This window comes from Chitinophaga sp. RCC_12 (assembly GCF_041360695.1).
Lineage (GTDB): Bacteria > Bacteroidota > Bacteroidia > Chitinophagales > Chitinophagaceae > Chitinophaga.
Genome location: NZ_JBFUPS010000007.1, coordinates 314,562 through 334,954 on the forward strand (window position 1 = coordinate 314,562; position 20,393 = coordinate 334,954).

Annotated in this window: 19 protein-coding genes; 8 read left to right on the forward strand and 11 right to left on the reverse strand. The window is 48.6% G+C overall.

All coding sequences use genetic code 11. The features are described 5' to 3' along the window. Window positions 1-6 precede the first annotated feature (6 nt). Window positions 7-342, reverse strand: coding sequence for a hypothetical protein (locus AB6805_RS21440; protein ID WP_370911485.1), 336 nt, complete (start codon window positions 340-342; stop codon window positions 7-9). A 121-nt stretch (window positions 343-463) separates the two neighbouring features. Here AB6805_RS21440 and AB6805_RS21445 point away from each other — a divergent pair, with 121 nt between their 5' ends. After that, window positions 464-829: a hypothetical protein gene (locus AB6805_RS21445; protein WP_370911486.1), complete on the forward strand. Its 366-nt coding sequence runs from the start codon at window positions 464-466 to the stop codon at window positions 827-829. Between the two features lie 319 nt (window positions 830-1,148). Here AB6805_RS21445 and AB6805_RS21450 read toward each other — a convergent pair whose 3' ends face one another. From AB6805_RS21450 to AB6805_RS21475, 6 genes are all read right to left on the reverse strand, one after another. Next, window positions 1,149-1,643, reverse strand: a complete 495-nt coding sequence (locus AB6805_RS21450; protein ID WP_370911487.1) for a hypothetical protein — start codon at window positions 1,641-1,643, stop codon at window positions 1,149-1,151. Between the two features lie 245 nt (window positions 1,644-1,888). Then, window positions 1,889-2,980, reverse strand: a complete 1,092-nt coding sequence (locus AB6805_RS21455) for a serine hydrolase domain-containing protein (protein ID WP_370911488.1) — start codon at window positions 2,978-2,980, stop codon at window positions 1,889-1,891. Window positions 2,981-3,112: 132 nt separating this feature from the next. Next, entirely contained in the window at window positions 3,113-4,447 is a 1,335-nt protein-coding gene (locus AB6805_RS21460) for an amidohydrolase family protein (protein WP_370911489.1), read from the reverse strand. 41 nt (window positions 4,448-4,488) lie between these two features. Further along, window positions 4,489-5,631: an FAD-dependent oxidoreductase gene (locus AB6805_RS21465; protein WP_370911491.1), complete on the reverse strand. Its 1,143-nt coding sequence runs from the start codon at window positions 5,629-5,631 to the stop codon at window positions 4,489-4,491. A gap of 11 nt (window positions 5,632-5,642) precedes the next feature. Continuing rightward, window positions 5,643-6,239, reverse strand: a complete 597-nt coding sequence (locus AB6805_RS21470) for a TetR/AcrR family transcriptional regulator (protein ID WP_370911492.1) — start codon at window positions 6,237-6,239, stop codon at window positions 5,643-5,645. 129 nt (window positions 6,240-6,368) lie between these two features. After that, entirely contained in the window at window positions 6,369-7,364 is a 996-nt protein-coding gene (locus tag AB6805_RS21475) for a S1C family serine protease (protein ID WP_370911493.1), read from the reverse strand. 155 nt (window positions 7,365-7,519) lie between these two features. Between AB6805_RS21475 and AB6805_RS21480 the strand changes: the two genes are divergently transcribed. The 4 genes from AB6805_RS21480 to AB6805_RS21495 all read left to right on the forward strand — a co-directional run bounded on the left by AB6805_RS21480 (window position 7,520) and on the right by AB6805_RS21495 (window position 14,120). Next, window positions 7,520-8,092 carry an RNA polymerase sigma-70 factor gene (locus AB6805_RS21480; protein ID WP_370911494.1) on the forward strand — a complete coding sequence of 191 codons (573 nt, stop codon included), beginning with the start codon at window positions 7,520-7,522 and terminating at the stop codon, window positions 8,090-8,092. A 74-nt stretch (window positions 8,093-8,166) separates the two neighbouring features. Next, window positions 8,167-9,198 (forward strand): FecR domain-containing protein, encoded by a 1,032-nt coding sequence (locus AB6805_RS21485; protein ID WP_370911495.1) that lies wholly within the window; start codon window positions 8,167-8,169, stop codon window positions 9,196-9,198. A gap of 240 nt (window positions 9,199-9,438) precedes the next feature. Further along, a complete protein-coding gene (locus tag AB6805_RS21490) occupies window positions 9,439-12,612 on the forward strand; it encodes a TonB-dependent receptor (protein WP_370911496.1) in 3,174 nt (1,057 codons plus the stop codon). Between the two features lie 11 nt (window positions 12,613-12,623). Next, complete coding sequence (locus AB6805_RS21495) at window positions 12,624-14,120, forward strand: RagB/SusD family nutrient uptake outer membrane protein (RefSeq protein ID WP_370911497.1); 1,497 nt, start codon at window positions 12,624-12,626, stop codon at window positions 14,118-14,120. A gap of 33 nt (window positions 14,121-14,153) precedes the next feature. On the opposite strand, the gene AB6805_RS21500 is transcribed toward AB6805_RS21495, so the two are convergent. After that, window positions 14,154-14,900 (reverse strand): hypothetical protein, encoded by a 747-nt coding sequence (locus AB6805_RS21500; RefSeq protein ID WP_370911498.1) that lies wholly within the window; start codon window positions 14,898-14,900, stop codon window positions 14,154-14,156. Between the two features lie 120 nt (window positions 14,901-15,020). Here AB6805_RS21500 and AB6805_RS21505 point away from each other — a divergent pair, with 120 nt between their 5' ends. The 3 genes from AB6805_RS21505 to AB6805_RS21515 are packed head-to-tail and all read left to right on the forward strand — an operon-like array spanning window position 15,021 to window position 17,393. Then, complete coding sequence (locus tag AB6805_RS21505) at window positions 15,021-15,788, forward strand: nucleotidyltransferase (RefSeq protein WP_370911499.1); 768 nt, start codon at window positions 15,021-15,023, stop codon at window positions 15,786-15,788. Window positions 15,789-15,790: 2 nt separating this feature from the next. After that, window positions 15,791-16,531 (forward strand): metallophosphoesterase, encoded by a 741-nt coding sequence (locus AB6805_RS21510; protein WP_370911500.1) that lies wholly within the window; start codon window positions 15,791-15,793, stop codon window positions 16,529-16,531. 46 nt (window positions 16,532-16,577) lie between these two features. Then, a complete protein-coding gene (locus tag AB6805_RS21515) occupies window positions 16,578-17,393 on the forward strand; it encodes a mechanosensitive ion channel family protein (protein WP_370911501.1) in 816 nt (271 codons plus the stop codon). Window positions 17,394-17,429: 36 nt separating this feature from the next. On the opposite strand, the gene AB6805_RS21520 is transcribed toward AB6805_RS21515, so the two are convergent. Genes AB6805_RS21520 through AB6805_RS21530 form a run of 3 tightly spaced genes read right to left on the reverse strand, consistent with a single transcriptional unit; the run spans window position 17,430 to window position 20,338 of the window. Then, complete coding sequence (locus AB6805_RS21520; protein WP_370911502.1) at window positions 17,430-17,681, reverse strand: hypothetical protein; 252 nt, start codon at window positions 17,679-17,681, stop codon at window positions 17,430-17,432. Window positions 17,682-17,699: 18 nt separating this feature from the next. Next, entirely contained in the window at window positions 17,700-18,335 is a 636-nt protein-coding gene (locus AB6805_RS21525) for a hypothetical protein (RefSeq protein WP_370911503.1), read from the reverse strand. A 20-nt stretch (window positions 18,336-18,355) separates the two neighbouring features. Beyond that, entirely contained in the window at window positions 18,356-20,338 is a 1,983-nt protein-coding gene (locus AB6805_RS21530; RefSeq protein ID WP_370911504.1) for a TonB-dependent receptor plug domain-containing protein, read from the reverse strand. Window positions 20,339-20,393 lie beyond the last annotated feature (55 nt).

Below are 20,393 nucleotides of genomic sequence, written 5' to 3' on the forward strand. Positions count from 1 at the left end.
AATAGATTAATAAACCACCTGCCCGTTGCAATAGTATTTAAAGGTCAGTACGGTATCTTTTTTAATAAGGCGGATGAATGTTTCTCCTGCTTTTTTCGTAACTGTATCTCCAACTTCGGCAGCTTCGAATAGGTCAGGGAAACCTATGGTTCTAAATGCCTCATTTTTCCCGTCTTTATTTCTCCCGGTTATAACCTTTACTTTCACTTGCTCCATTTGTTTTTCTTTCATACCAAAGTGAAATGATTGTGGTCTGAGTTCTGTATTCGCATATTTCATGCAGGTATCGCCGCAGCTTACCAGGCCTAAAATGATGTACGCTGCTAGTAGTATCCTGATCATTTTAATTATTTATTCCCGTTAAAATAAAGCATTTTAGCGTAATTGTTAGATGATCCGTTTAAATTAGTGGAAGGGAATATCGGAGTTAAGCAGGTAAAAGCAGGGTTATAAAAAAAGTAATATGGAGTATATAGATAAAAATGAAGGCTTGATCAATTATTTGTCAGGAGAGTTTAGTTTATTGAGCGCTAAATTATATAAAGTGGATATCTACAATGATATTAAATCAGCGTTGGTAATAGATCTATATTTGGAGTTATTGTATACAAAAGTAAATAATCTGGTCAGACTAACTTTTACTGAGATTGACGAATTCTCATTTTACCATCACCGGAGTAATTATTTTTATAATGTTGAGAGGTATAAGTTCTTCAAAAATGACAACAGTATCTACCTTTGCTTAGATCCATATGAAGAGAACCAAATTATATCAAGGGAAGATCAGAATTTTATCTTAAGTGGTAATGTAAGTGGAAATTTTGTGTAACAAGGAACTCCATCGGCTTCCCTTGTTACTTCCTGCATACTTCTCCCATACTTCTCCCATACATCTCCAATACATCTCGGATACTTAGGACTCGTCTATGTGTCGTATTCCCTATACAGTTCCCATATAGTCCCCATACACTTCCCATACTCTCACAATACTCTCCTGATACTCTCCCAATACACTCCCCATACACTATGACCGTTTCTGGCCGCAACAGATTCCGGCATAATCCGGCAAAAAGCGGCAAAACCGGCAGGTTTATTTTTACGCATTTCCGCCGTTGAGTAACTTCGAATCTCAAACTTTCAGCAGGGGGCTATAAGGTGGCGGCTATCCTGTTAACGGTTTCTTTCAACGCTGTTAAAGAAGTGGTACTCGTCACTTTATTAACTTTCATCCGGATAATTTTATCTTTCTTTCTTACCATGATCAGCTGAAAGTTATCGCTGTCGGTTTGAAAGAAGCCTTCATCGCCGGTATTATCGAGTAACTGGATGTTGCCATTGCGGCGGTTGTCATCCAATATACCGGTGTAGGTTTTTTGTGCAGCAGCTACTGAACGGTACTTTTCATAGTTGTAGTACACATTACCGGTTTTCCCGGAAACGGGGTCCGATTCCACGGCCGTAAAAGCGCAGCGGTACTTCAGTGCATCACGTTCCTGTTTTTCCGATTTCAGGGTGAGTAGTGCAGGCTGGCCCAGTATTTTGGCAGCGTCTGAGGGAGTGAGGTAGAAGTAAGGAACAGTATCTGTGGCAAAGCCTGATGAAATCAGGGGAAGCAGCAGGAATAGAAAGAGCAGTGTTTTCATAACAGTATCAGTTAAGAGGAATTTTACACGGTTGCTACTTTTCTTGTATCACAATGTCTTTATTGCTAAAGCGTCTTGTTGTATTGTTAATGAAGTTACGATTTCCTGTTTGATAAGACTAATAAGTTTCCCGGTAAGACACACGCTTCTGTCTTAAAAAGCCCTGGTAACAGATCTTTTTAAGCCAGAAGCCGAATGCATCAATATGGGACTGTATAAAAATTCTTAATGCGCTCTTTTTTACATTACTCCAATCCTTCAAATATTTTCCCTGCGGCCACACTCAACGCATCTTGTGCAGTGCGGTCCGCTTCATTCGTTAATATCACAATACCGGTATTCCGTTCAGGGTAAACGACGCAGTAACTGGAAAATCCAAACGTACCGCCGCTTTGCCAGATCCTTCTTATACCGTTGCTGGTTTTATTCATCTGCCAGCTTAAACCCATCGCATAGCTATTGATATCGCCCCAGGCAGGTTGGTGTGTTAATTTTACTACCGGGTTGTTTTCGTCTGTTTGTAAGCGGACATATTGCAGCATGTCGGCTACCGAAGAATAGATACCACCGGCTGCCAGCAATAGCGGGGGATTATATGGCATGATCCGGCCCTGTTGATTATAGCCTTTTGCCGCGTTATCGGGAAGTGCCGCAGTGGTGTATTTCATCTGCTGCGGACGGGTAATATATTTTCTCACCAGTTGGGCGTACGGTTTATCGTATATGCGTTCCAGTATGAATCCAAGTAGTTGTGCGCCTGCATTGGAATATTTGAAATGATAACCGGGAATGGTATCCAGTTGTACCTGGTGAAGATCATTGAGGAAAGCAGCCATGGAATAGTCGTGCTGCAAACTATCGATCACACCCGGAATGGAATCATCGGGGCGCTGGAAAAGATCACGACGGTCGGGCAACATGAAGGGTAAGCCGGAAACGTGTGCAATCAGGTGTTTCAGCTGGATAGCATGTCCTTTGTATTGCAGGTTGGGATAGTCGCCGTTCAGGTAAAAACGGATGTCATCATCCAGTTTCACTTTTTTATCTGTTACCGCTTTTGCCAGTAAATAGCCGGTAAATGTTTTGGAAACGGAACCTATTTCGTAGGGTGTGTTAGGAGTGGGGAGGTTTGTTTTACTATAACGGTAGATATAGGTTTGTCCGCCGGTATATACCCCTACTTCTGCACTAACGCGGGCGTTGTCCTGCATGAAAACAGTGAGTGCAGATTGAACAAGACTGTCCACTTTTGTTTTATGAAGATTATCTGTTGTTACCTGTGCTTGCGAAAGAAGCGTTGATAAACATAAAAAGAATGCCGGGATAAAATGTTTCATGTTGGTTTTTTTGAAAACACTTATCCTAAGAGAATGCCATTTGGCACAACATTCACTGTTATCTTCTTATATATTTTAAAATAAAAGTACCTGTATCGAAAATGAACACCGGGTGTACGCAGGCGTACTACACTAGGGGTGCAGTGGTCCTTTACTTACTTCTTCGCCTGCTTTGTATACCGCTGCTATTTTCCGGGTGTTCTTAATATCCTGTGCGGGGTTGGCGTACAGGATGATCAGGTCGGCCGTTTTGCCTTTTTCTATAGTACCATAGTGCTGATCTATTTTCAGGGCGGCGGCTGCATTTTTAGTGGCAATAGTGATGGCCTGTAGGGGCGTAATCCCAGCCTGTACGAGCAGTTCCATTTCAAGATGTTCAGAGAATCCTTGTGTGCGTACCGGTTGTGCGCCGGAGTCGGTACCTAGTGCTACGATGATGCCGGCATCTGCTATTCTCTTTACATTTTTCATCGCTGTTTCGAACGCATGGACATTCCGTTGGTAGGAGGGGGAGTTCTTTAACTTATCCTGGTAGGCAGGCGATGTAATCATTTCATATACGCCTGGTTCCAGAGATGCTTTGAAGAAAGGATCATTGATCCACTCCGGCTTACGGGCATAGATATACGCATATTCATCCAATGAAAGGGTAGGGATGTAAATGACTCCCTTGGCTTTCATCTGTTGTAGTAATGCTGCGTCAATTTCCTGGTCACGGATGCTGTGGGCAATGATGTCCAGCCCGCTGGCAACAAGACCTTTTGCATCTTCAAGATAGTAAAGATGTGAGGCTACCGGGATATGATGCGCATGGGCACGGGTGATGAGCGCCTTGTAAATAGCAGGGTCCATTTTAGGAGCAGAACCGCCAAAATCATCTACCCACATTTTTATTACCGTTGGCTTTACCAGCGCCACGCTATCCAGTTGTGTAGTAGCCTGTGCCACTGTAGCGGGGTGATATACATACTTCATCGGCGGACCACCCCGCACACCGGCAAAGCCATAACCGGCGGAAAACAGGCGGGCGCCCGGCAGCAAACCGTTTACAGAGGAGTCGCGTAATCCGGAGGTAAACAACATCGGTTGATCAGATCCCATCACGAGGATGTTGGTAATGCCATAGTCCGCGTACTTTTTCAGTTGTGATAATATATTTTCGCGTGTGTAAGGATCGGTACTGTTATCGTTGCCTTTCATCATGCCAATATGCACGTGGCTGCTGGTGATAGCGGGCATAACGGTTTTGCCGGTGCCATCAATTATTGCAGCGCTGCCGGCTGATATGTTCCGGCCTGTTGCAGCAATTTTGCCATCTTTGATTAATATATCAGTATGCTCCGTTGGTACGCCACCGTTACCATCGATCAATGTCACGTTCTTCAACAGGATGGCTTTAACAGGAGGTGTTGGCTGAAAGGCAGCCAGCGGAAACAAAGCGAGGAGGAGTAACAGATAGTTTTTCATATCGTTATGCTTTATGGAGAAATAAAGATAGGAAAATCTCTCTACCCCACGATCCCCATTATAAAACCAATCGCATCTTCCGAATGCAACGCTGCCGTCGACTCCATCGTCATCCTCGCCGTTTCACCTGCTCTTGCACGCATCTGTTTTTCATACGCAGCAATGGCGGCCTGCACATCCGGGAAGTTTTCTCCGGTAAGCAATTGTCCTAATTCAAGGGCATCCAGCATCGCCATGTTTACGCCTTCGCCGGCGTAGGGAGGCATCAGGTGTGCAGCGTCGCCAAGCATAGTGAGGTTTGGTAATGCTTCCCAGGTTTGGTCAAACGGCATGCAGTATTGCGGGCGTACTATAAAATTAGCATTGGCATTTTCAAAGAGTTCCAGCCAGATGGGATCCCAGCCGGTAAAGGTGGCTTTAAACCAGGCCAGTACCTGTGTTTTATCTGAAAAGTTGATGCCACTGGTTTTATGCCAGTTTTCAGCGGTGTTTATCCCGGTATAAAATACAAGGCTGCCGTCGCCTTTGGAACTCACGATTAATGATTGCGCGTCACCCAGTGCAAATACTTTTCCTCCTTTTACCAGTGCATGCATGTTAGGGCAGGTGGTTGCTGCATCATATACAGCGCCTTCCACGATGGTAACGCCGGCATAAAAAGGTTGAATGGGCGTGATATACGGACGGATCTTTGAGTTGGCGCCGTCTGCTGCAATCACGATGTCGGCCGTGGCGGTGCTGCCGTTTTTAAACATCAGCTGCCAGCCGTGGAGGTGTGGCGACATAGACACAAACTGGCTGTCCCATACAACGGTATCAGGTTCCAGTGAATCCAGCAGTATTTCTTTGAGCGGGCCGCGGTCAATTTCCGGGCGCGACCTGTCCTCTCCGCCATTTTCATGGTCATCCAGGATAATGGCGGCGTGTTTGTCCACAATGCGCAGCCGGTCGGCGCCGGGGCGGTAGTTGGCCCTGAATGCTTCTGTCAGACCGGCTTCTTCCAGTGCCTTTAATCCTGATTCTTCGTGGAGATCCAGTGTAGCGCCCTGTACCCGTGCTTCCCTGTTAATATCCCGTTCATATACTTTTACGTCTGCATGGTTCATCTGCAGTATCCTGGCCAGTGTTAATCCACCGGGCCCTCCGCCTACAATGGCTATTTTTTTGTGTTGAATGATGCTCATGTTGTTGTTTATTATTTCAGTATTCCTTTGATCACTGCGTTGCAGCATTCCAGTATCACTTTTTCTGTGATGAGCTGTTTAGGTTTCTCTGTATAATCAAAATATTCATTTACCAGGTCCAGCAGCGGGGCAAATAATAGGGCGCGGAGAATATCGGGATGGAAATTCGGGATCACGCCCTGTTTTACCTGTTGCTTAAAAAACTGGTGGATGGGTTTAAAATATTGTCCCTGTTGTATGTTAGCCTGCTGGTATGCTTTGTTCAGCAGGGGGGAGGTTTTCCCGTTTTGAAGCAATGCAAAATGCGTCCTGTTACGGGTCAGGTACCGGAAACTGTTTTGCCAGAGCTTTTTTACGCCGGTCGCAAAGTCCATACCCCCATGAAAGTTTTCCAGCACGGCTTTTTCATAGCTCTCCAGTACTTCTTCTATATAAAGTTTTACCAGGAGATCTTCTTTATCCTTATACTTTATATAAATCGTTCTGGGCGATATGTTGGCCGCTTTTGCCAGCTTCTGCATGGTGAGGTTTTCCAGTCCCTCTTCAGCAATGATCTGCAACGCAATGGTGCGGATGGCTTCCTCTTTCTCCAGGTTTTTAGGTCTCATGCAATCATATGTTACTGCAAAGTAAGTAAATGTTTGTTTACTTACGAAATCTTTCTTCCGGGAGATAATAAAAAAAGCTGCCCCGGAACATGCTTGTTCCCGAACAGCCTTGTCTTTCAGGTGCCACTATTAATTTTTTATCTCGCCGGGAATTACTTCCACTACCTGCTTCCTGCCACCCCGCAGTATGTCTACCGGGATCTTCCTGCCGATCTGTTTGTCGGATAACAAAAGATGCAGGTCGTCTACTGAGGTAACTGGTTTATTGTCGAATGCAATAATGATATCGCCGATATGCAGTTCGCTGTTGTAGAAATTGCCATCGGGAACGGTTTCAAACACATATACACCCGTGTGAATATTGAGTTTGTTGGCGGCAATCATCCTGCTGCTCAGGTTGACCGGCTGTGCGGCAATACCCAGCTGCGCCCTGCGGATCTTCCCGTGCAGGATCAGCTGACCGGCAATCTGTGCTGCCAGGTTAGAAGAAATAGCAAAGCAAAGCCCCTGCGCGGAAGCAATAACTGCGGTATTCACGCCAATTACCTGTCCCAAAGAGTTAACCAGTGGTCCGCCGCTGTTGCCGGGGTTAAGGGCGGCATCAGTCTGGATCACATTGTCGATCAGCCGGCCATTGCTGGCCCGCAGCGTACGCCCCAGCGCGCTCACTACCCCGGCGGTAACGGTATATTGCAATCCCATCGGGTTACCGATGGCAATCGCAATCTGCCCTACCTGCAGCGTGGAGGAGTCTGCCAGCGGCATCGCTTTCAGCCCCGTTTCGTCGATCTTTAATACGGCAATATCCGTGGAAGGGTCGGCCCCCTTGATTTCTGCGTTTACGCGCCTGCCATCTACAAACGACACTTTAATACTGTCGGCGTTTTCCACGACGTGGTTATTGGTAATAATAAAACCATCGGAAGAAATAATGAAGCCGGAACCAGTGCCTCCCTGCGTTCGCCTTTCCCGCGTTCGCTGGTCGCTTACTTTTTTCTGTACTTCTATATGTACCACCGATTCGGCTACAGTACCCACTACGCCGGTAACGGTTTGAGAATAGGCATCCAATAAACTCTTATCGTCCGACACCTGTTGTGTGAGAAATGAAATTGAGTTATCCATAATGTACAGTCGGCTCAAATATATCTCCAGTTTATTCCGGATGCCGTTTTGACATTTGATGAACCGGCTTTATGCCATCTTTACTTTTTCTGCACTTGAAAATTATAATTATTTAGCTATTTTGACGGGGAATGTTTTTCGTCTAATAAGGAACTATGCCAGCAATTGATTTACAGGCGCTGTGGGATGCGGTTTATAGGGCGGACGATCAGCAGTCGTTCCGGGAGTTGTTTAACCATTTTTACACCCGCTTAGTGCGTTTTGCAACAGACCTGGCTACCAGCAGGGAGGCAGCAGAAGAAATTGTGTCCGATGTATTTGTGCAGCTCTGGAAAAACCGCCGGGAAGGGGAACCGGTACTATACCTGAAAACATACTTATATACCGCTGTCCGTAACCGCTGCTATAACCATCACCGCGATGAAGAGAAGCACCAGTGGCTGGAGCTGGAAGCAGAAAACGCCCCCCTTTCCGGCGATGTGCATCCGCAGCTGGAATGGAAAGAAATGCAGCAGTGGCTCGATAAAGCCGTGGCCAACCTCTCCCCGCAGGGCCGCACCATTTTCCGGCTGATCCGGGAAGAAGGATTTAAGTATAAAGAAGTAGCTGCCCTCCTGGAAATTTCCCCGCGCACAGTAGAAACCCAGCTGGTACGCGCTACCAGCCGCCTGCGGGAAGCATTGCAGCAATACAGCCGGGACTTTGATCCCAAAATCCCCACCCGGTAATTTTTTTTCATCAGCTGTAAGTAATCGTGTTCCTTTTGGTGTCTCTCCACATAGGGAACATTTAAACAGCACCTATGCACCATCATCGCCTCGATGAATTAATTACGGCAAAACTGAGCGGCACGCTGGATGAAAGCGGCCGGCAGGAACTGGCAAACTTACTGCTGCAACACCCGGAGCGGGCGCAGGAACTTTCTTTGCTGGAACAATACTGGCATGCGGTACCGGAACCGGAAGCTCCTCCTGCTGCTGTTTTCAGGGAGATGATGGCTAAAGCGGAACCCTCGGGTGAAACAATCGTAAAAGCCGTGCACTGGTGGAAATGGATAGCCGCCGCCGCGCTGATCGGGGTGCTGTGTACAGTGAGCTATCAACTGTGGTGGAGTCCCCGTCATCTGCAAATAGATAGGCAACTGGTGGAAACCCGCAACGGGGAACGCCGGCAGTTCCGCCTCAGCGATGGCAGCACGGTACATCTCAACGCCTCCAGCCGCCTCACCTGCCGGCTGAATGCCCGCACCCGTGAAATGTGGCTGGAAGGCGAAGCCTACTTCGAAGTGGCTAAAGACGCGGCCCGACCGTTTATTGTACACGCAGCCTCCATGAATATCCACGCACTCGGTACCGCATTTAACGTAAAAGCCTACCCGGAAGATGCATTGTATGAAACCACCTTGCTGGAAGGCGCAGTGGAAGTATACCTGGATAAAACGCCGGAACAGAAAGTACGGCTACGCCCGTACGAAAAACTGGCCATCGGCAGCCACACGGCGTTAACATCTCCGGAAAAAAAATTGATTATAAAACCCGTATTGTCGAAGGCCACCATGGCAAAGGCAGCGGCCTTACCCGCCATCGACAGCTCCCTGTCGGAAACGGCCTGGGTGAGCAACCGCCTGCAGTTTGAATCACTCAACTTTGAGCAACTCGCCAAACTGCTGGAACGCTGGTACGGCATAAAAATAACATTCAGAAACGAGGCAGTGAAAAGTTATGTATTCAGCGGTTCCTTTGCTTCAGAAACCATTACCCAGGCATTGCGGGCATTACAACTAACAGAAGAATTCCATTTTGACCAACAAAGCACGCAGATCATCATTTATTAAGCACGTTCACTTAAAAACCAGTTATGAGAAACTAGAAAACCGGTAAACAGTTCAATGAAAAAAGCACAGGAAATGCTACGAACATTCCCTGTGTGAAGGCTAATCAGCAAAGCGCCGGCCCCTTTCGACGGGATGGCAGGGCCTTGCTATTGTATCACCTGTCATCACAAATTTATGGAAAAAGTCAACCAATCGGATGCATGCCGGCGAAGAACGGTCATGCTCAAGTATTTCATCATTATGAAGCTATCATTCTTTATTGTCTTACTTTCCTGCATGCAGGTGGCGGCCACCGGGTACTCCCAGAAGCGCATCAGCATCAACGTAAAGGATACGGAAATAAAAAAGGTGCTGGACCGCATCGCCGGCCAGTCCGATGTACGTTTCCTGTACAGCAACCGCAAAGTAGACCTCCAGCAGCGCGTGACTATCAGCGCGGCGGAAGAACCACTGGAAAAGGTGCTCGACAAAGTACTGGCCGGCAGCGGCTTCGCCTGGAAAGAACTGGAAGGACACCTGGTGGTGATCATCCCCGAAAATACCGCCTGGGAAAACATCCGCATAAAAGGACACATCTCCGGCGCCGATGACCATGCCTCCCTGCCCGGTGTTACAGTACAGGTAAAAGGCACTGCTATCGGCACGCTCACCGACGAAAACGGCAACTTCACCCTCGACGCTCCCGCCGGCGGCACCCTGCTGTTCCGCTATGTAGGCTATGAACCCCTGGAGCTGCCGGTGAAAGCCACCCTGGAAGTGCAACTGAAAAAATCTTCCAGCGCCCTCACAGAAGTAGTGGTGATCGGGTACGGCGTAACCCAGAAAAAAGATCTCACAGGATCTATCGTCAGCATCACCCCAAAAGAATTTAATAAAGGTATCATCAGCAATCCCGTTCAGGTATTACAGGGAAAAGTAGCCGGCCTCGTAATCAGTAAACCCGGCGGTAACCCCAACGGTAAAATCAGTATCAGCCTCAGAGGCGCATCCTCCCTGTCGGCCAGCAGCCAGCCACTGTTTGTGGTAGATGGCATCCCCGGCATCGATATCAATGCAGTGCCACCGGACGATATCGTGTCTATTGATGTGTTGAAAGATGCATCGGCAGCAGCTATCTACGGTTCCAGGGGCGCTAACGGCGTTATTATCGTAACTACCCGCCGCGGCAAAGAAGGCGCTACACAGGTATCCTACAGCGGTTATATTGGTATGGAGAAGATGTCCAACACCTACGATGTGCTCAGCGCCAGCGACTACCGCAAATACCTCAAGGATAATAATATCGACGCATCAGCATTCGACCTCGGCGCCTCTACCGACTGGCAAAAGGCCATCACCCGCACCGGTATCAGCCATAGCCACAACTTATCCATGAGCGGCGGAAAAGACAATACCCGCTACAGCGCTTCGGTAAACTATCTCAACAACGAAGGCGTAGTGATGAACTCCGGCCTGGAACGCATCATTGGCCGCATTACACTCGACCAGGGCGTGTTCGACAACCGCCTGCGACTGGGCCTCTCCATGAACTATGTAGGGGAGAAGAATAAATACATAGGCACGGACCCTGATGGCAACGGCGATAACCGCATCTGGGAACAAACCATCGCCTATAATCCTACAGCGCCCATTTATAACACGGATGGCTCCTGGTTTGAAAAACTGGATATCAACGACAACTACAACCCCGTTGCCCTGGCCAACCAGATCAAACACCAGCGGGCACTGAATAAATTTATCGGTTCCGCAAAAGCTACGTATGATATTACCAGTCACCTTACCTACGACCTGTTACTCGGACTGGAACGCGCTTCCAGCGACCGCGGTTTGTATTATTCAAAAGAATCGCCGGTGATAGAAGGAGCAGGCAGCAACGGCACCGCTACCCGCGCCTCCCAAACCTGGGATAATAAAACACTGGAAACCTATTTCACCTACAACCAGCAATGGAAGAAAAATGTAGTGAAAGTAACGGCTGGTTATTCTTACCAGAACTTTTTCAGGAACAGCATGTCGGCCGGCAACACCCAGTTTGTTTCCGATATCTTCAGCTATAATAATCTTGGCGCAGGCCAGGGCGACCAACCCGCGGTTGCTTCCGGCGCAGAAGAGAACTCGCTGGTGTCTTTCATCGGCCGTGTATTTTACAGCTACAACGATAAATACCTGCTCACCGGTACGGTGCGCCGCGATGGTTCTACCCGTTTTGGTAAAGATAAAAAGTGGGGTACCTTCCCCTCTGCCTCACTGGCATGGCGTATTACACAGGAACCCTTCTTACAAAACAGCAACTGGCTGCAGGACCTTAAATTTCGTGTAGGCTACGGCGTTACCGGTAACCAGGAAATACAAAACTATAAATCCCCGCTTACTTACAGTCCCGGTGGTAAAGTACTGGACAATGGCCGCTGGGTGACTTCCTACCAGATCGGGCAAAATGAAAACCCTAACCTCCGTTGGGAATCCGCGGCACAGTTCAACGCGGGCTTCGACTTCACCATGTTCAAAGGCCGCCTGAGCGGAACACTGGAATACTACGATAAACGCACCAAAGACCTGCTGTTTAACTACAACGTGCCTTCACCACCATACCTGTTCCCGTCGATGCTGGCCAACGTAGGTAAGATCAGCAACAAAGGCGTGGAGCTGTCGCTCAGCGGCGCCATTATTGACCATAAAGATTTCACCTGGAACGCTTCCTTCAACATCTCGCGCAATTATAACGAGATCCTGTCCATCGCTAACGACCAGTTCAAAAGCGATGCTATCTATGATGGAACCGTGGGCGCCCGTGGCCTCACCGCCGTGCAGATCGTAAAAGTAGTACCCGGCTATTCCATCGGTACCTTCTATATCCCGCACTATACCGGTATTGATGCCAATGGCAACCAGCAGTTTGAAGATGTCGACGGCAGCGGCAGTTTTGATTTCCGCAGCGACAGCCGCGTGGCAGGGAACGGTTTACCCAAATACCAGGCAGGACTGGCCAATACCTTCCGCTATAAAAACTTTGACCTGAACTTTTTATTACGCAGCCTTTTTGGCTACCAGATCTTCAACGCCACCGATCTCGTATTGAGCGATCGCTTCAGCCGCTTACCCGGCCGCAATGCAATGGCAAAATACGCAGGCAGCGATATCCGCGGCACCTATGTATCGGATCGCTTTATTGAAAACGGTGCGTTCCTGCGGCTGGATAACTTCTCGCTCGGTTACAGTATCCCCGCCACCAACAGCAAGCTGTTTGCCAACCCGCGGGTATATATCTCCGGGCAAAACCTGTTCGTGATCACCCAATATTCTGGTCTGGATCCGGAACTGCCTATCGACGGCCTCGCTCCGGGCATTGATAACCGTAACGTATATCCGAAAACACGCTCTTTTGCAGTAGGCTTTACGGTGAACTTTAAATAAAAACCATTGATATGAAATCAACATTTTTTAAATATACCCTGCTGGCCGGCATAATGTGCTCGGTTTTCAGCTGCACTAAACTCGACGAAACATTTTACGACAGAGGCACCGACGACAACTTCCTCAAAACAGAAGATGAACTCAATGCCTTTGCCAACGGTGCGTATGCTAAGATGCGCGGGTACCGCGACAGCTACTGGAAAATGAACGAGGTTACCACCGACGAAACCACGGTGCCTTCCCGCGGGGCCGACTGGAACGAAGGGGGCCTGTGGCGCTTGCTCATCAGTCACGAGTTTCCCATCACGCACCAGTACATCAACGACATGTGGAACTTTATTTACCGCGATGGCGTGAACCCGGTAAATGCCATCCTGCAAAAGCTGGAAGCTTCTTCCGTGGTACTTCCCACAAAAGACCAGATCATCGGGCAAATGAAAGTGCTCCGCGCATTTCATTACTACCTGGCCATGGACGCATTTGGCAATGTGCCGGTAGTTACCTCCTTTGAACAAACGGAACCTCCAAAGAACACCCCGCGCGCAGAGGTGTTCACGTTTATAGAAAAGGAAATTAAAGACAACCTGGCGGTACTGCCATCTGCCCTGGATACAAAAAACTATGGTAAAGTAACCAAAGGCATGGCGTTTATGCTGCTGGCAAAACTATACGCCAATGCTGCGGTATATACCGGTACCCAGCGCTGGGCCGACTGTATTCGTATGTGCGACTCCGTTACTGCCATCGGTTACCAGCTGGAGCCCGATTACTTTGCCAACTTCTCTACTAAAAACGAAAATTCAAAAGAGAATATCTTCGTAGTGCCTTATGATGCCATCAACGCCAAAGGCATGATGCTGCATTATCTTACCCTGCATTACAACAGCCGTTATACCTATGGCCTGCCAAGCTCGCCATGGAATGGATGGTGTACGCTGAAAGCATTTTATGAGGCTTATGAAGACGATGATAAACGTAAAACCATGTTCCTCGAAGGACAGCAATACGCACAGGATGGTACGCCGCTGAAAACAGAACAGGGCGCGCCACTCATCTTCTCCCGCACCATTGGCGACCTCGCCAACGCCACGCAAACAGAAGGTGTGCGGATTGTTAAATATGAAATTCAGAAAAATACGGCGTATTCAGACCAGGATAATGACCTCGTTATTTTTCGCTACGCCGATGCACTGATGCTCAAGGCAGAAGGATTGCTGCGTACCGGTCAGGCCGGACCAGCACTCACCCTGGTGAACCAGGTGCGCGCCCGCAGCTTTGCCACCGCTAAGCCGTTGCTTACGCTCACCCTCGATAACCTGCTGGCAGAGCGTGGCCGCGAGTTTATCTGGGAAGGGTGCCGTCGCCAGGACCTGGTGCGCTTTGGTAAATGGAACAGCGCCTGGCAGTTCCACCCGGCTGATCAGCCCTTCCGGCAATTGTTCCCTATTCCGCAGGCACAACTGGACGCCAATCCCAACCTGGTACAGAACCCGGGTTACAAATTATAAATCATACTGCGGAGGGAAAGCAATTTCCCTCCGCTACTCAAACCATAATGTAATACAGTTGCCGATAGCATCAATCAGCTTCTTGTCTTTTACAAGATCCATTTTCCACCCGCTTTTCGCACAACGTATAATGCCAATGGCTTCATCATTGAGCATCACTTCTGCTTCATAGCATACCCCTTTAGCGCAGGTTTCCGAGATAGGTACCGCTTCTCCTTTATAGCTTTTACCATTCAATTCAAATTCAATCGGGATCACCGTGCTCTCCAGCTGTGCCACAAATTTTTTCAGGAATGCAATCAGGTGCTTTCGTTGCGTAGGGCCTGAAGTGCTCCATTTGCCTTTATCCGCACGCTTGTGTGCAATCTTGAATTTGAGGCCGGTCATGGTGGTAGCATAGTCATTGGCATCAAGCTTCACCGCGCTCTGATGGGCCAGGATGTACCAGTGATACGCCGTACCCACCGGCACACCGGATCCTTCCGGCGCCTTTCCTGTTCTGCGCTTGGTAACAGCATAAGATATTTCCCAGAGATCAGGTGTGATCTTCGTTTCTTTCCAGTCGCCCTGGTCATAGTGCCAGTGATGTCCCCGGCCTATCTGAACGCCGGTATATTGTTTATCGCCAAAGGTTTTGAATTTATCGAAAGAAGTGACCTTACTCTTTTTAGCGATGCTGCCTGTTTTTTTGGCTGCCGCTTTTTTTGGCGCCGCTTTCTTTGCGGCAGCAGTACGTGTACTTTTTCGTGTACTTGTTTTCGTGGTTTGCATAGTAGCCATTGTACTGAATTTATAAGTAACAAAAGTTGGGTATACATAAGAGGGCGTCCAAAAAACAAACCATGTTGTGCGCATGGCATAGCGTTTGGTTTTTACTTCATCTACCAAATACCAGCAGCTATGGCAAATCTTAACGGACACATGGTTTTTGAGGCCGCGGTGCACAGCAGTGAAGCACACGCCTTTTATAAAGAGGCCTTGCTGCATTTAGAGAAGAGTGGGGCGGAATTTATGCTGGGTGGCGCTTTTGCCATGTTTCATTATACCGGCATTTACCGCGATACCAAAGATCTCGATATCTTTTGTAAGTGGACAGAATACCCCAAAATATTGAAATACTTCGGCAAACTGGAAGGATATACAGTAGAGTTAACCGATGTGCGTTGGTTAGCGAAAGTATTCAAGGGAGAATATTTTATAGATATCATTTTTGATACGGTCAATAACATTTGCCGGGTGGATGATACCTGGTATGAACACGCCGTGCCGGCCATTTTTGAAGGAGTGCCGGTAAAGCTGATATCTCCTGAAGAACTGATCTGGTGTAAGATATACGTGCAGAACAGGGAGCGGTACGACGGCGCGGATGTTAACCATGTGATCCTGCGGCATAATCCACTCAACTGGAAGCGGATCTTATTCCGGCTGGATCAGCACTGGCATTTGTTACTGCAGCAGCTGATCAATTTTCAGTTTGTATACCCGGCAGATTTTCACCGCATCATTCCCCGCTGGCTTTTTGCCGAGTTAATGCAACGGGCGCTGGAACAGTATGAGCTGCCACCGCCAACAGAAAGGGTTTGCCGGGGACCGGTAATTGATCAGACACAATATGCCACTGATATAAAAGAATGGAATTATAAATCATCTACCATAAAAACGGTTTGATTATGGCAGCAGCAACACAACCAACGAGGATAGCAGCGGTAGGCGATCTGCATATAGGCGCCAACGACAAAGGAAAATGGACGGATTATTTCAAAGCCATCTCCGCTAAGGCAGACGTATTGCTCATTGCGGGCGATCTGACCGATACCGGCGATGAATCAGAAGCACAGGTGCTGGCCGGAGAGCTGGCTGCCTGCACCATCCCTGTTGTAGCCGTATTAGGCAATCATGATTACGAAAAAGGGCGGCATAAACTGATCCGGCAAATTATCCAGGAAACACGCGATGTACATATCCTGGATGGCGAATGCACGATCATCAACGGGATAGGATTTGCCGGCGTAAAGGGTTTCGGCGGTGGATTCGACGGGCATATGCTCTCTATGTTCGGAGAGGATGAAATGAAGGCTTTTGTGCAAACAGGTGTGGATGAGGCTTTGCGGCTCGACAGGGCGCTGGCGCGGCTGGACCAGGAACATCCCGATATCCGGAAAATTGCACTGATGCATTATTCTCCTGTATTGGAAACGGTAGTGGGAGAATCACAGGAGATCTACCCATTCCTGGGCTGCTCCCGCCTGGCAGAACCCTTAACAAGACGTAAGGTGGTAGCGGCCTTCCATGGGCATGCCCATGTAGGGAAGCTGGAAGGCCAGATCAACGGCCTCAAAGTGTTTAACGTGGCAAAACCCATTCTGTCTGAGGCCGGTTATTCACCCGCCTTTTTTTTATATGAAGCATAGGTTTGTAGAGATATTTACAGGTATTGTGCATTTTATTCTATAGTGTATGAACGAACAATTTACCAGCTACAGTCAGCTGATCTTTGATAAACTGCATAACTGGTTTATTACCGCGGTTAAAATGACACCCAATTTTATACTGGCGGTGATCATCTTTACGCTGTTTTTATTGCTGGCGCGTTTTACCCGTAAGATCACCTACCGGTTTTCGCAACGGTTGTCTGAAACGCCTGCCATCTCCAACCTGGTATCCAGTTTATTCTATATCCTGTTTTTATTGCTGGGCTTATTTATTTCGCTGAATGTATTGCGGTTGGATAAAGCCGTTACCTCGTTGCTGGCAGGCGCCGGTATTATCGGACTGGCACTTGGCTTTGCTTTCCAGGACCTGACCGCCAATTTTATTTCCGGTATTTTTATCACTTTCAAAAAGCCGTTTGAGGTAGGTCATATTATTGAAACCAACGGTTTTACGGGAAGGGTGGATTCCATCCAGTTAAGATCCACTACCATGATCACCGCAGATGGCCTGCATGTCATTATTCCGAATAAAGAAATTTTCCAGAAACCTATTATCAATCATTCACTCACACCACTGCGGCGCATTGCACTCACCTTCTCTATTCCATTGTCGGATAAACTGAAGGAGGCAGAAAAGATCATGACAGATATTGTAGTGCAGATGAAAGAGGTAGTGCCGGATAAACCCAAAACAGTTTGGTACAGCGGCATCGATGGAGGCGCGGTGAAAGTGATCCTGAGTTGCTGGGTGAGCAACGAATCGGATGATGCGTATGAACGCACTACCCACGAACTGATCACAAAAGTAACCACGTCGTTAAAAGCGGCAGGTTTGATGTAAAAACAGGACCGGCTGCTATAGCCGGTCCTGCTGGTTTTAAGGATGTACAATGGTTGTTTTTTCCTCATGCCCGCGGTGGCACCCGGGATCATTATTCCAATGACGTATTGCCATCCGGGTGAGCAGCGCATTAGCCGCAATAAATAATACAATCACCAGTATGGAAGCTACTTTAGTGATAGTGCGAAGGGCCGGTTTTTTTGAAAATCCGCCAAAAACATAACCGATAATAAATACCATGCTGGCCGCAAACAGCACACGCAGCACGATAACAATTCCAAATCCCATCATCATTCTTTTTAAAGGTTATTTAATTTTACCCAGCAATTGCTGATCGTCTGTCCGGCCCCAGTGCGGGTACACATCTGTGCCGGGGTTGCCCAGCTTTTGCAGGCTTTCTGTAGCCAGTTTCTTTGCCTGTTCCTTATCGCCGCCCCACATTTTCGGCGTGTAGTATTTTACCCACGCCGCCACATATAGTGCGCGTGGATTGCCGGGGTCCAATGCCAGCGCTTTCTGAAGCATCTGTCCGGACAGTACGCCGTATTTGCGGCCGTAGGTCATTGGATTGATGAATACCCTGGTGCGGTATACCATACTTAGTACGGTGTATACTTCTGCCAGTTCTTTTTTCTGCGTGGTGCTGTCCAGCAACGAGAGCGCCTTTTGCGCCATTGCTTCACCGCGGTCGGCGAAGGGTTCTATCTTTTCGCCGTCGTCCTGCAGGAGGAAGCCGGTCTTTGCATTGCACAGCGCCGTATAATAGGGCGGCAGCCAGGCCGGTTGTTCGTTGATACCGGAAAATGTTTTCTCCAGCGCCGTATAATCTTTCACCGTTTGCGCCTGGTCCAGTTGGTTAACGGCCTGCTGTAATGCATTGGATTGCGCCATACTGCTGTAGCCTGATACTAACATAAGGGCGCAGATAAATAGTTTTTTCATGTTGATGTGTGTTTAGTGTTTTATAAATTATTATTAAGAAAGTCGTCGGTACGGTCTATACCGAAACTCATAAATACGCCGATGAAATAACCACGTGTAGCCGGCAGCGTTACCGGCTCCCTGAATTGCCCGTTTGCACTGTATTGATAGCCGAATACCTGTTTGGTTCCAAAGAGGTTGTTAACACCCATCGCAAAGCCGGAGAAATCTTTCCACTTCCGGTTTTTAAAGAAGGAGCAGAGGTAAGCCACGTGCAGGTTGGCGATGTTATATGCCTTCGTGGTGCCCTGGTCCGTAATGCCGTTGGTACCGATATTGTAGTAGGGCCGTCCTGCTGCCAGTGCCCAGGAAACATTCACGTTGGTGCTGATCTCCCGGAAAAACTTTTTAATCGCCACCGTAGTGGTATGCGGCGCCGTGAAGGAAGGCCGGAGGGCATAAGGATAGTCAAGATAGTTACGTTTGGTATCCAGGTAGGTATACGTTACCCAATAGTCCAGGTCTTTGATACTTTTTTTATCCCGCCAGAAAAGCTCCAGTCCCTGCGCATAGCCGTTTCCGTTATTGCTCAATGCGGGTACTGTCTTAACCAGGTTGCGGTATTTCTTATAATACAACTCTGCCCGGAAGAAACGGTTGTTGGCTTTTTTGGTGTAGTTCAGCACATAATGGGCGGCGCTGGAAAAATTGAGATCCCGGAACTGGTAAAGAAATTCGTTGGCCGGCTCCTGGTAAAAGATGCCATAGGCGAGGTTAAACTGGCTGGCGTCCGGGAGACGGTAAGCAAGGCTTATCCTGGGCGCTGCTACCAGCTTGCGGAGCACGGTAGCATATTCCATGCGTACACCGGCTTTGGCGGCGAGGTTGGGGGCCAGGTAAATATCGCCTTCGGCAAAAGCGGCCGACAGGTGATCTGTTAAGGCAATAGCGCTGTCGTTGGATAGGCCTTTATCGCGGGTATAAAAATGTTCAGCGCCAAAGCGCAGTGCTTGTCCTTTGGAAAAGAAGCGGGTGAATACAACCCTGGCCTGCGCAAAATCAGTGCGGATGTTGCGGTCGCCTGTTTTATAAGGGAGAGATGAAACAGCGGTATTACCTTTCGCGTCCGTGAGGCTGTTGGCCGTAGCTTCGCGGTTATAGCTGTACACAGCGCCGAGGTCCATCTTCCAGTTGTTGTCCAGGTAGCTGCGGAAGCTGAGGTTATTATAGCTGTTCCAGCCGCGCACCTGGTACCCTGCATTGAGCGCGGCACTGTCGATGTCTGGTTTGCGCATACCCACATTACTGTAGCTCCAGTTGCTGTAAAGTTTGAGCATACCTGTTTTGCCGGTACGTATCCTGAAGTTGAAGTTACCATCTGCATATGCCGGTCCTGCGAAATAGTCAGGTACCTGCGGCACTACGCTGTTGTACAGCGATTGATTGCTGTAATTGAGGTTCACGCCATAACTGCTTTTATTATCCTGTGCCAGGTGCTGGAAGCCCGCGCCCAGGTTAGCGGGGAACACGCTGAAGCTGGCGGAGGTTTTTTCCGGCAGGTCGGTGCTTTCCATGATAAGCGCGCTGCTCATGGCGGAGCCGTATAAAGCGGAGTATCCTCCTGAGCTGAACAGGATGCCTTTGAACAGGAAGGGGTTGATGCGGGCATATTGCGGCACGCCGGGAACGGCAGGGTAGTTGGGTGTTTTGAGCAGGGTACCGTCGATGAACTGCCGCGTTTCATCACCGGTGCCACCGCGTACAAAAAGCCCTGATTGTTCACCGATCTGCTGGGCGCCGGGCAGGGAGCGCAGCGCCTGTGCAATATCAGCATTACTGCCGGCCACCGTTACCGCGTCGATAGGGGTGAGCGAGGCGCCTTTGGCGCGGTCGCTGGCTTCAAAGCTGCCGGCGCTTACTACAACTTCCTGCAGGGGACGTTTACTTTTTATAGTGGTGTCCTGTTTGCTTTGCGCGTTGGCGGCAAAGGGAAGGAGTGCGATGAAAAATAACCCTGTTTTCATGACGGTTAGTATTATAACCGCAAAGCTACCGGGATGAGTGAATGTTATTTTGGAG

Excerpts from the sequence above, each read along its gene's own strand:
- AB6805_RS21440 (WP_370911485.1), bottom strand. The coding sequence starts at position 342 with ATGATCAGGATACTACTAGCAGCGTACATCATTTTAGGCCTGGTAAGC.
- AB6805_RS21445 (WP_370911486.1), top strand. The coding sequence starts at position 464 with ATGGAGTATATAGATAAAAATGAAGGCTTGATCAATTATTTGTCAGGA.
- AB6805_RS21450 (WP_370911487.1), bottom strand. The coding sequence starts at position 1,643 with ATGAAAACACTGCTCTTTCTATTCCTGCTGCTTCCCCTGATTTCATCA.
- AB6805_RS21455 (WP_370911488.1), bottom strand. The coding sequence starts at position 2,980 with ATGAAACATTTTATCCCGGCATTCTTTTTATGTTTATCAACGCTTCTT.
- AB6805_RS21460 (WP_370911489.1), bottom strand. The coding sequence starts at position 4,447 with ATGAAAAACTATCTGTTACTCCTCCTCGCTTTGTTTCCGCTGGCTGCC.
- AB6805_RS21465 (WP_370911491.1), bottom strand. The coding sequence starts at position 5,631 with ATGAGCATCATTCAACACAAAAAAATAGCCATTGTAGGCGGAGGGCCC.
- AB6805_RS21470 (WP_370911492.1), bottom strand. The coding sequence starts at position 6,239 with ATGAGACCTAAAAACCTGGAGAAAGAGGAAGCCATCCGCACCATTGCG.
- AB6805_RS21475 (WP_370911493.1), bottom strand. The coding sequence starts at position 7,364 with ATGGATAACTCAATTTCATTTCTCACACAACAGGTGTCGGACGATAAG.
- AB6805_RS21480 (WP_370911494.1), top strand. The coding sequence starts at position 7,520 with ATGCCAGCAATTGATTTACAGGCGCTGTGGGATGCGGTTTATAGGGCG.
- AB6805_RS21485 (WP_370911495.1), top strand. The coding sequence starts at position 8,167 with ATGCACCATCATCGCCTCGATGAATTAATTACGGCAAAACTGAGCGGC.
- AB6805_RS21490 (WP_370911496.1), top strand. The coding sequence starts at position 9,439 with ATGAAGCTATCATTCTTTATTGTCTTACTTTCCTGCATGCAGGTGGCG.
- AB6805_RS21495 (WP_370911497.1), top strand. The coding sequence starts at position 12,624 with ATGAAATCAACATTTTTTAAATATACCCTGCTGGCCGGCATAATGTGC.
- AB6805_RS21500 (WP_370911498.1), bottom strand. The coding sequence starts at position 14,900 with ATGGCTACTATGCAAACCACGAAAACAAGTACACGAAAAAGTACACGT.
- AB6805_RS21505 (WP_370911499.1), top strand. The coding sequence starts at position 15,021 with ATGGCAAATCTTAACGGACACATGGTTTTTGAGGCCGCGGTGCACAGC.
- AB6805_RS21510 (WP_370911500.1), top strand. The coding sequence starts at position 15,791 with ATGGCAGCAGCAACACAACCAACGAGGATAGCAGCGGTAGGCGATCTG.
- AB6805_RS21515 (WP_370911501.1), top strand. The coding sequence starts at position 16,578 with ATGAACGAACAATTTACCAGCTACAGTCAGCTGATCTTTGATAAACTG.
- AB6805_RS21520 (WP_370911502.1), bottom strand. The coding sequence starts at position 17,681 with ATGGGATTTGGAATTGTTATCGTGCTGCGTGTGCTGTTTGCGGCCAGC.
- AB6805_RS21525 (WP_370911503.1), bottom strand. The coding sequence starts at position 18,335 with ATGAAAAAACTATTTATCTGCGCCCTTATGTTAGTATCAGGCTACAGC.
- AB6805_RS21530 (WP_370911504.1), bottom strand. The coding sequence starts at position 20,338 with ATGAAAACAGGGTTATTTTTCATCGCACTCCTTCCCTTTGCCGCCAAC.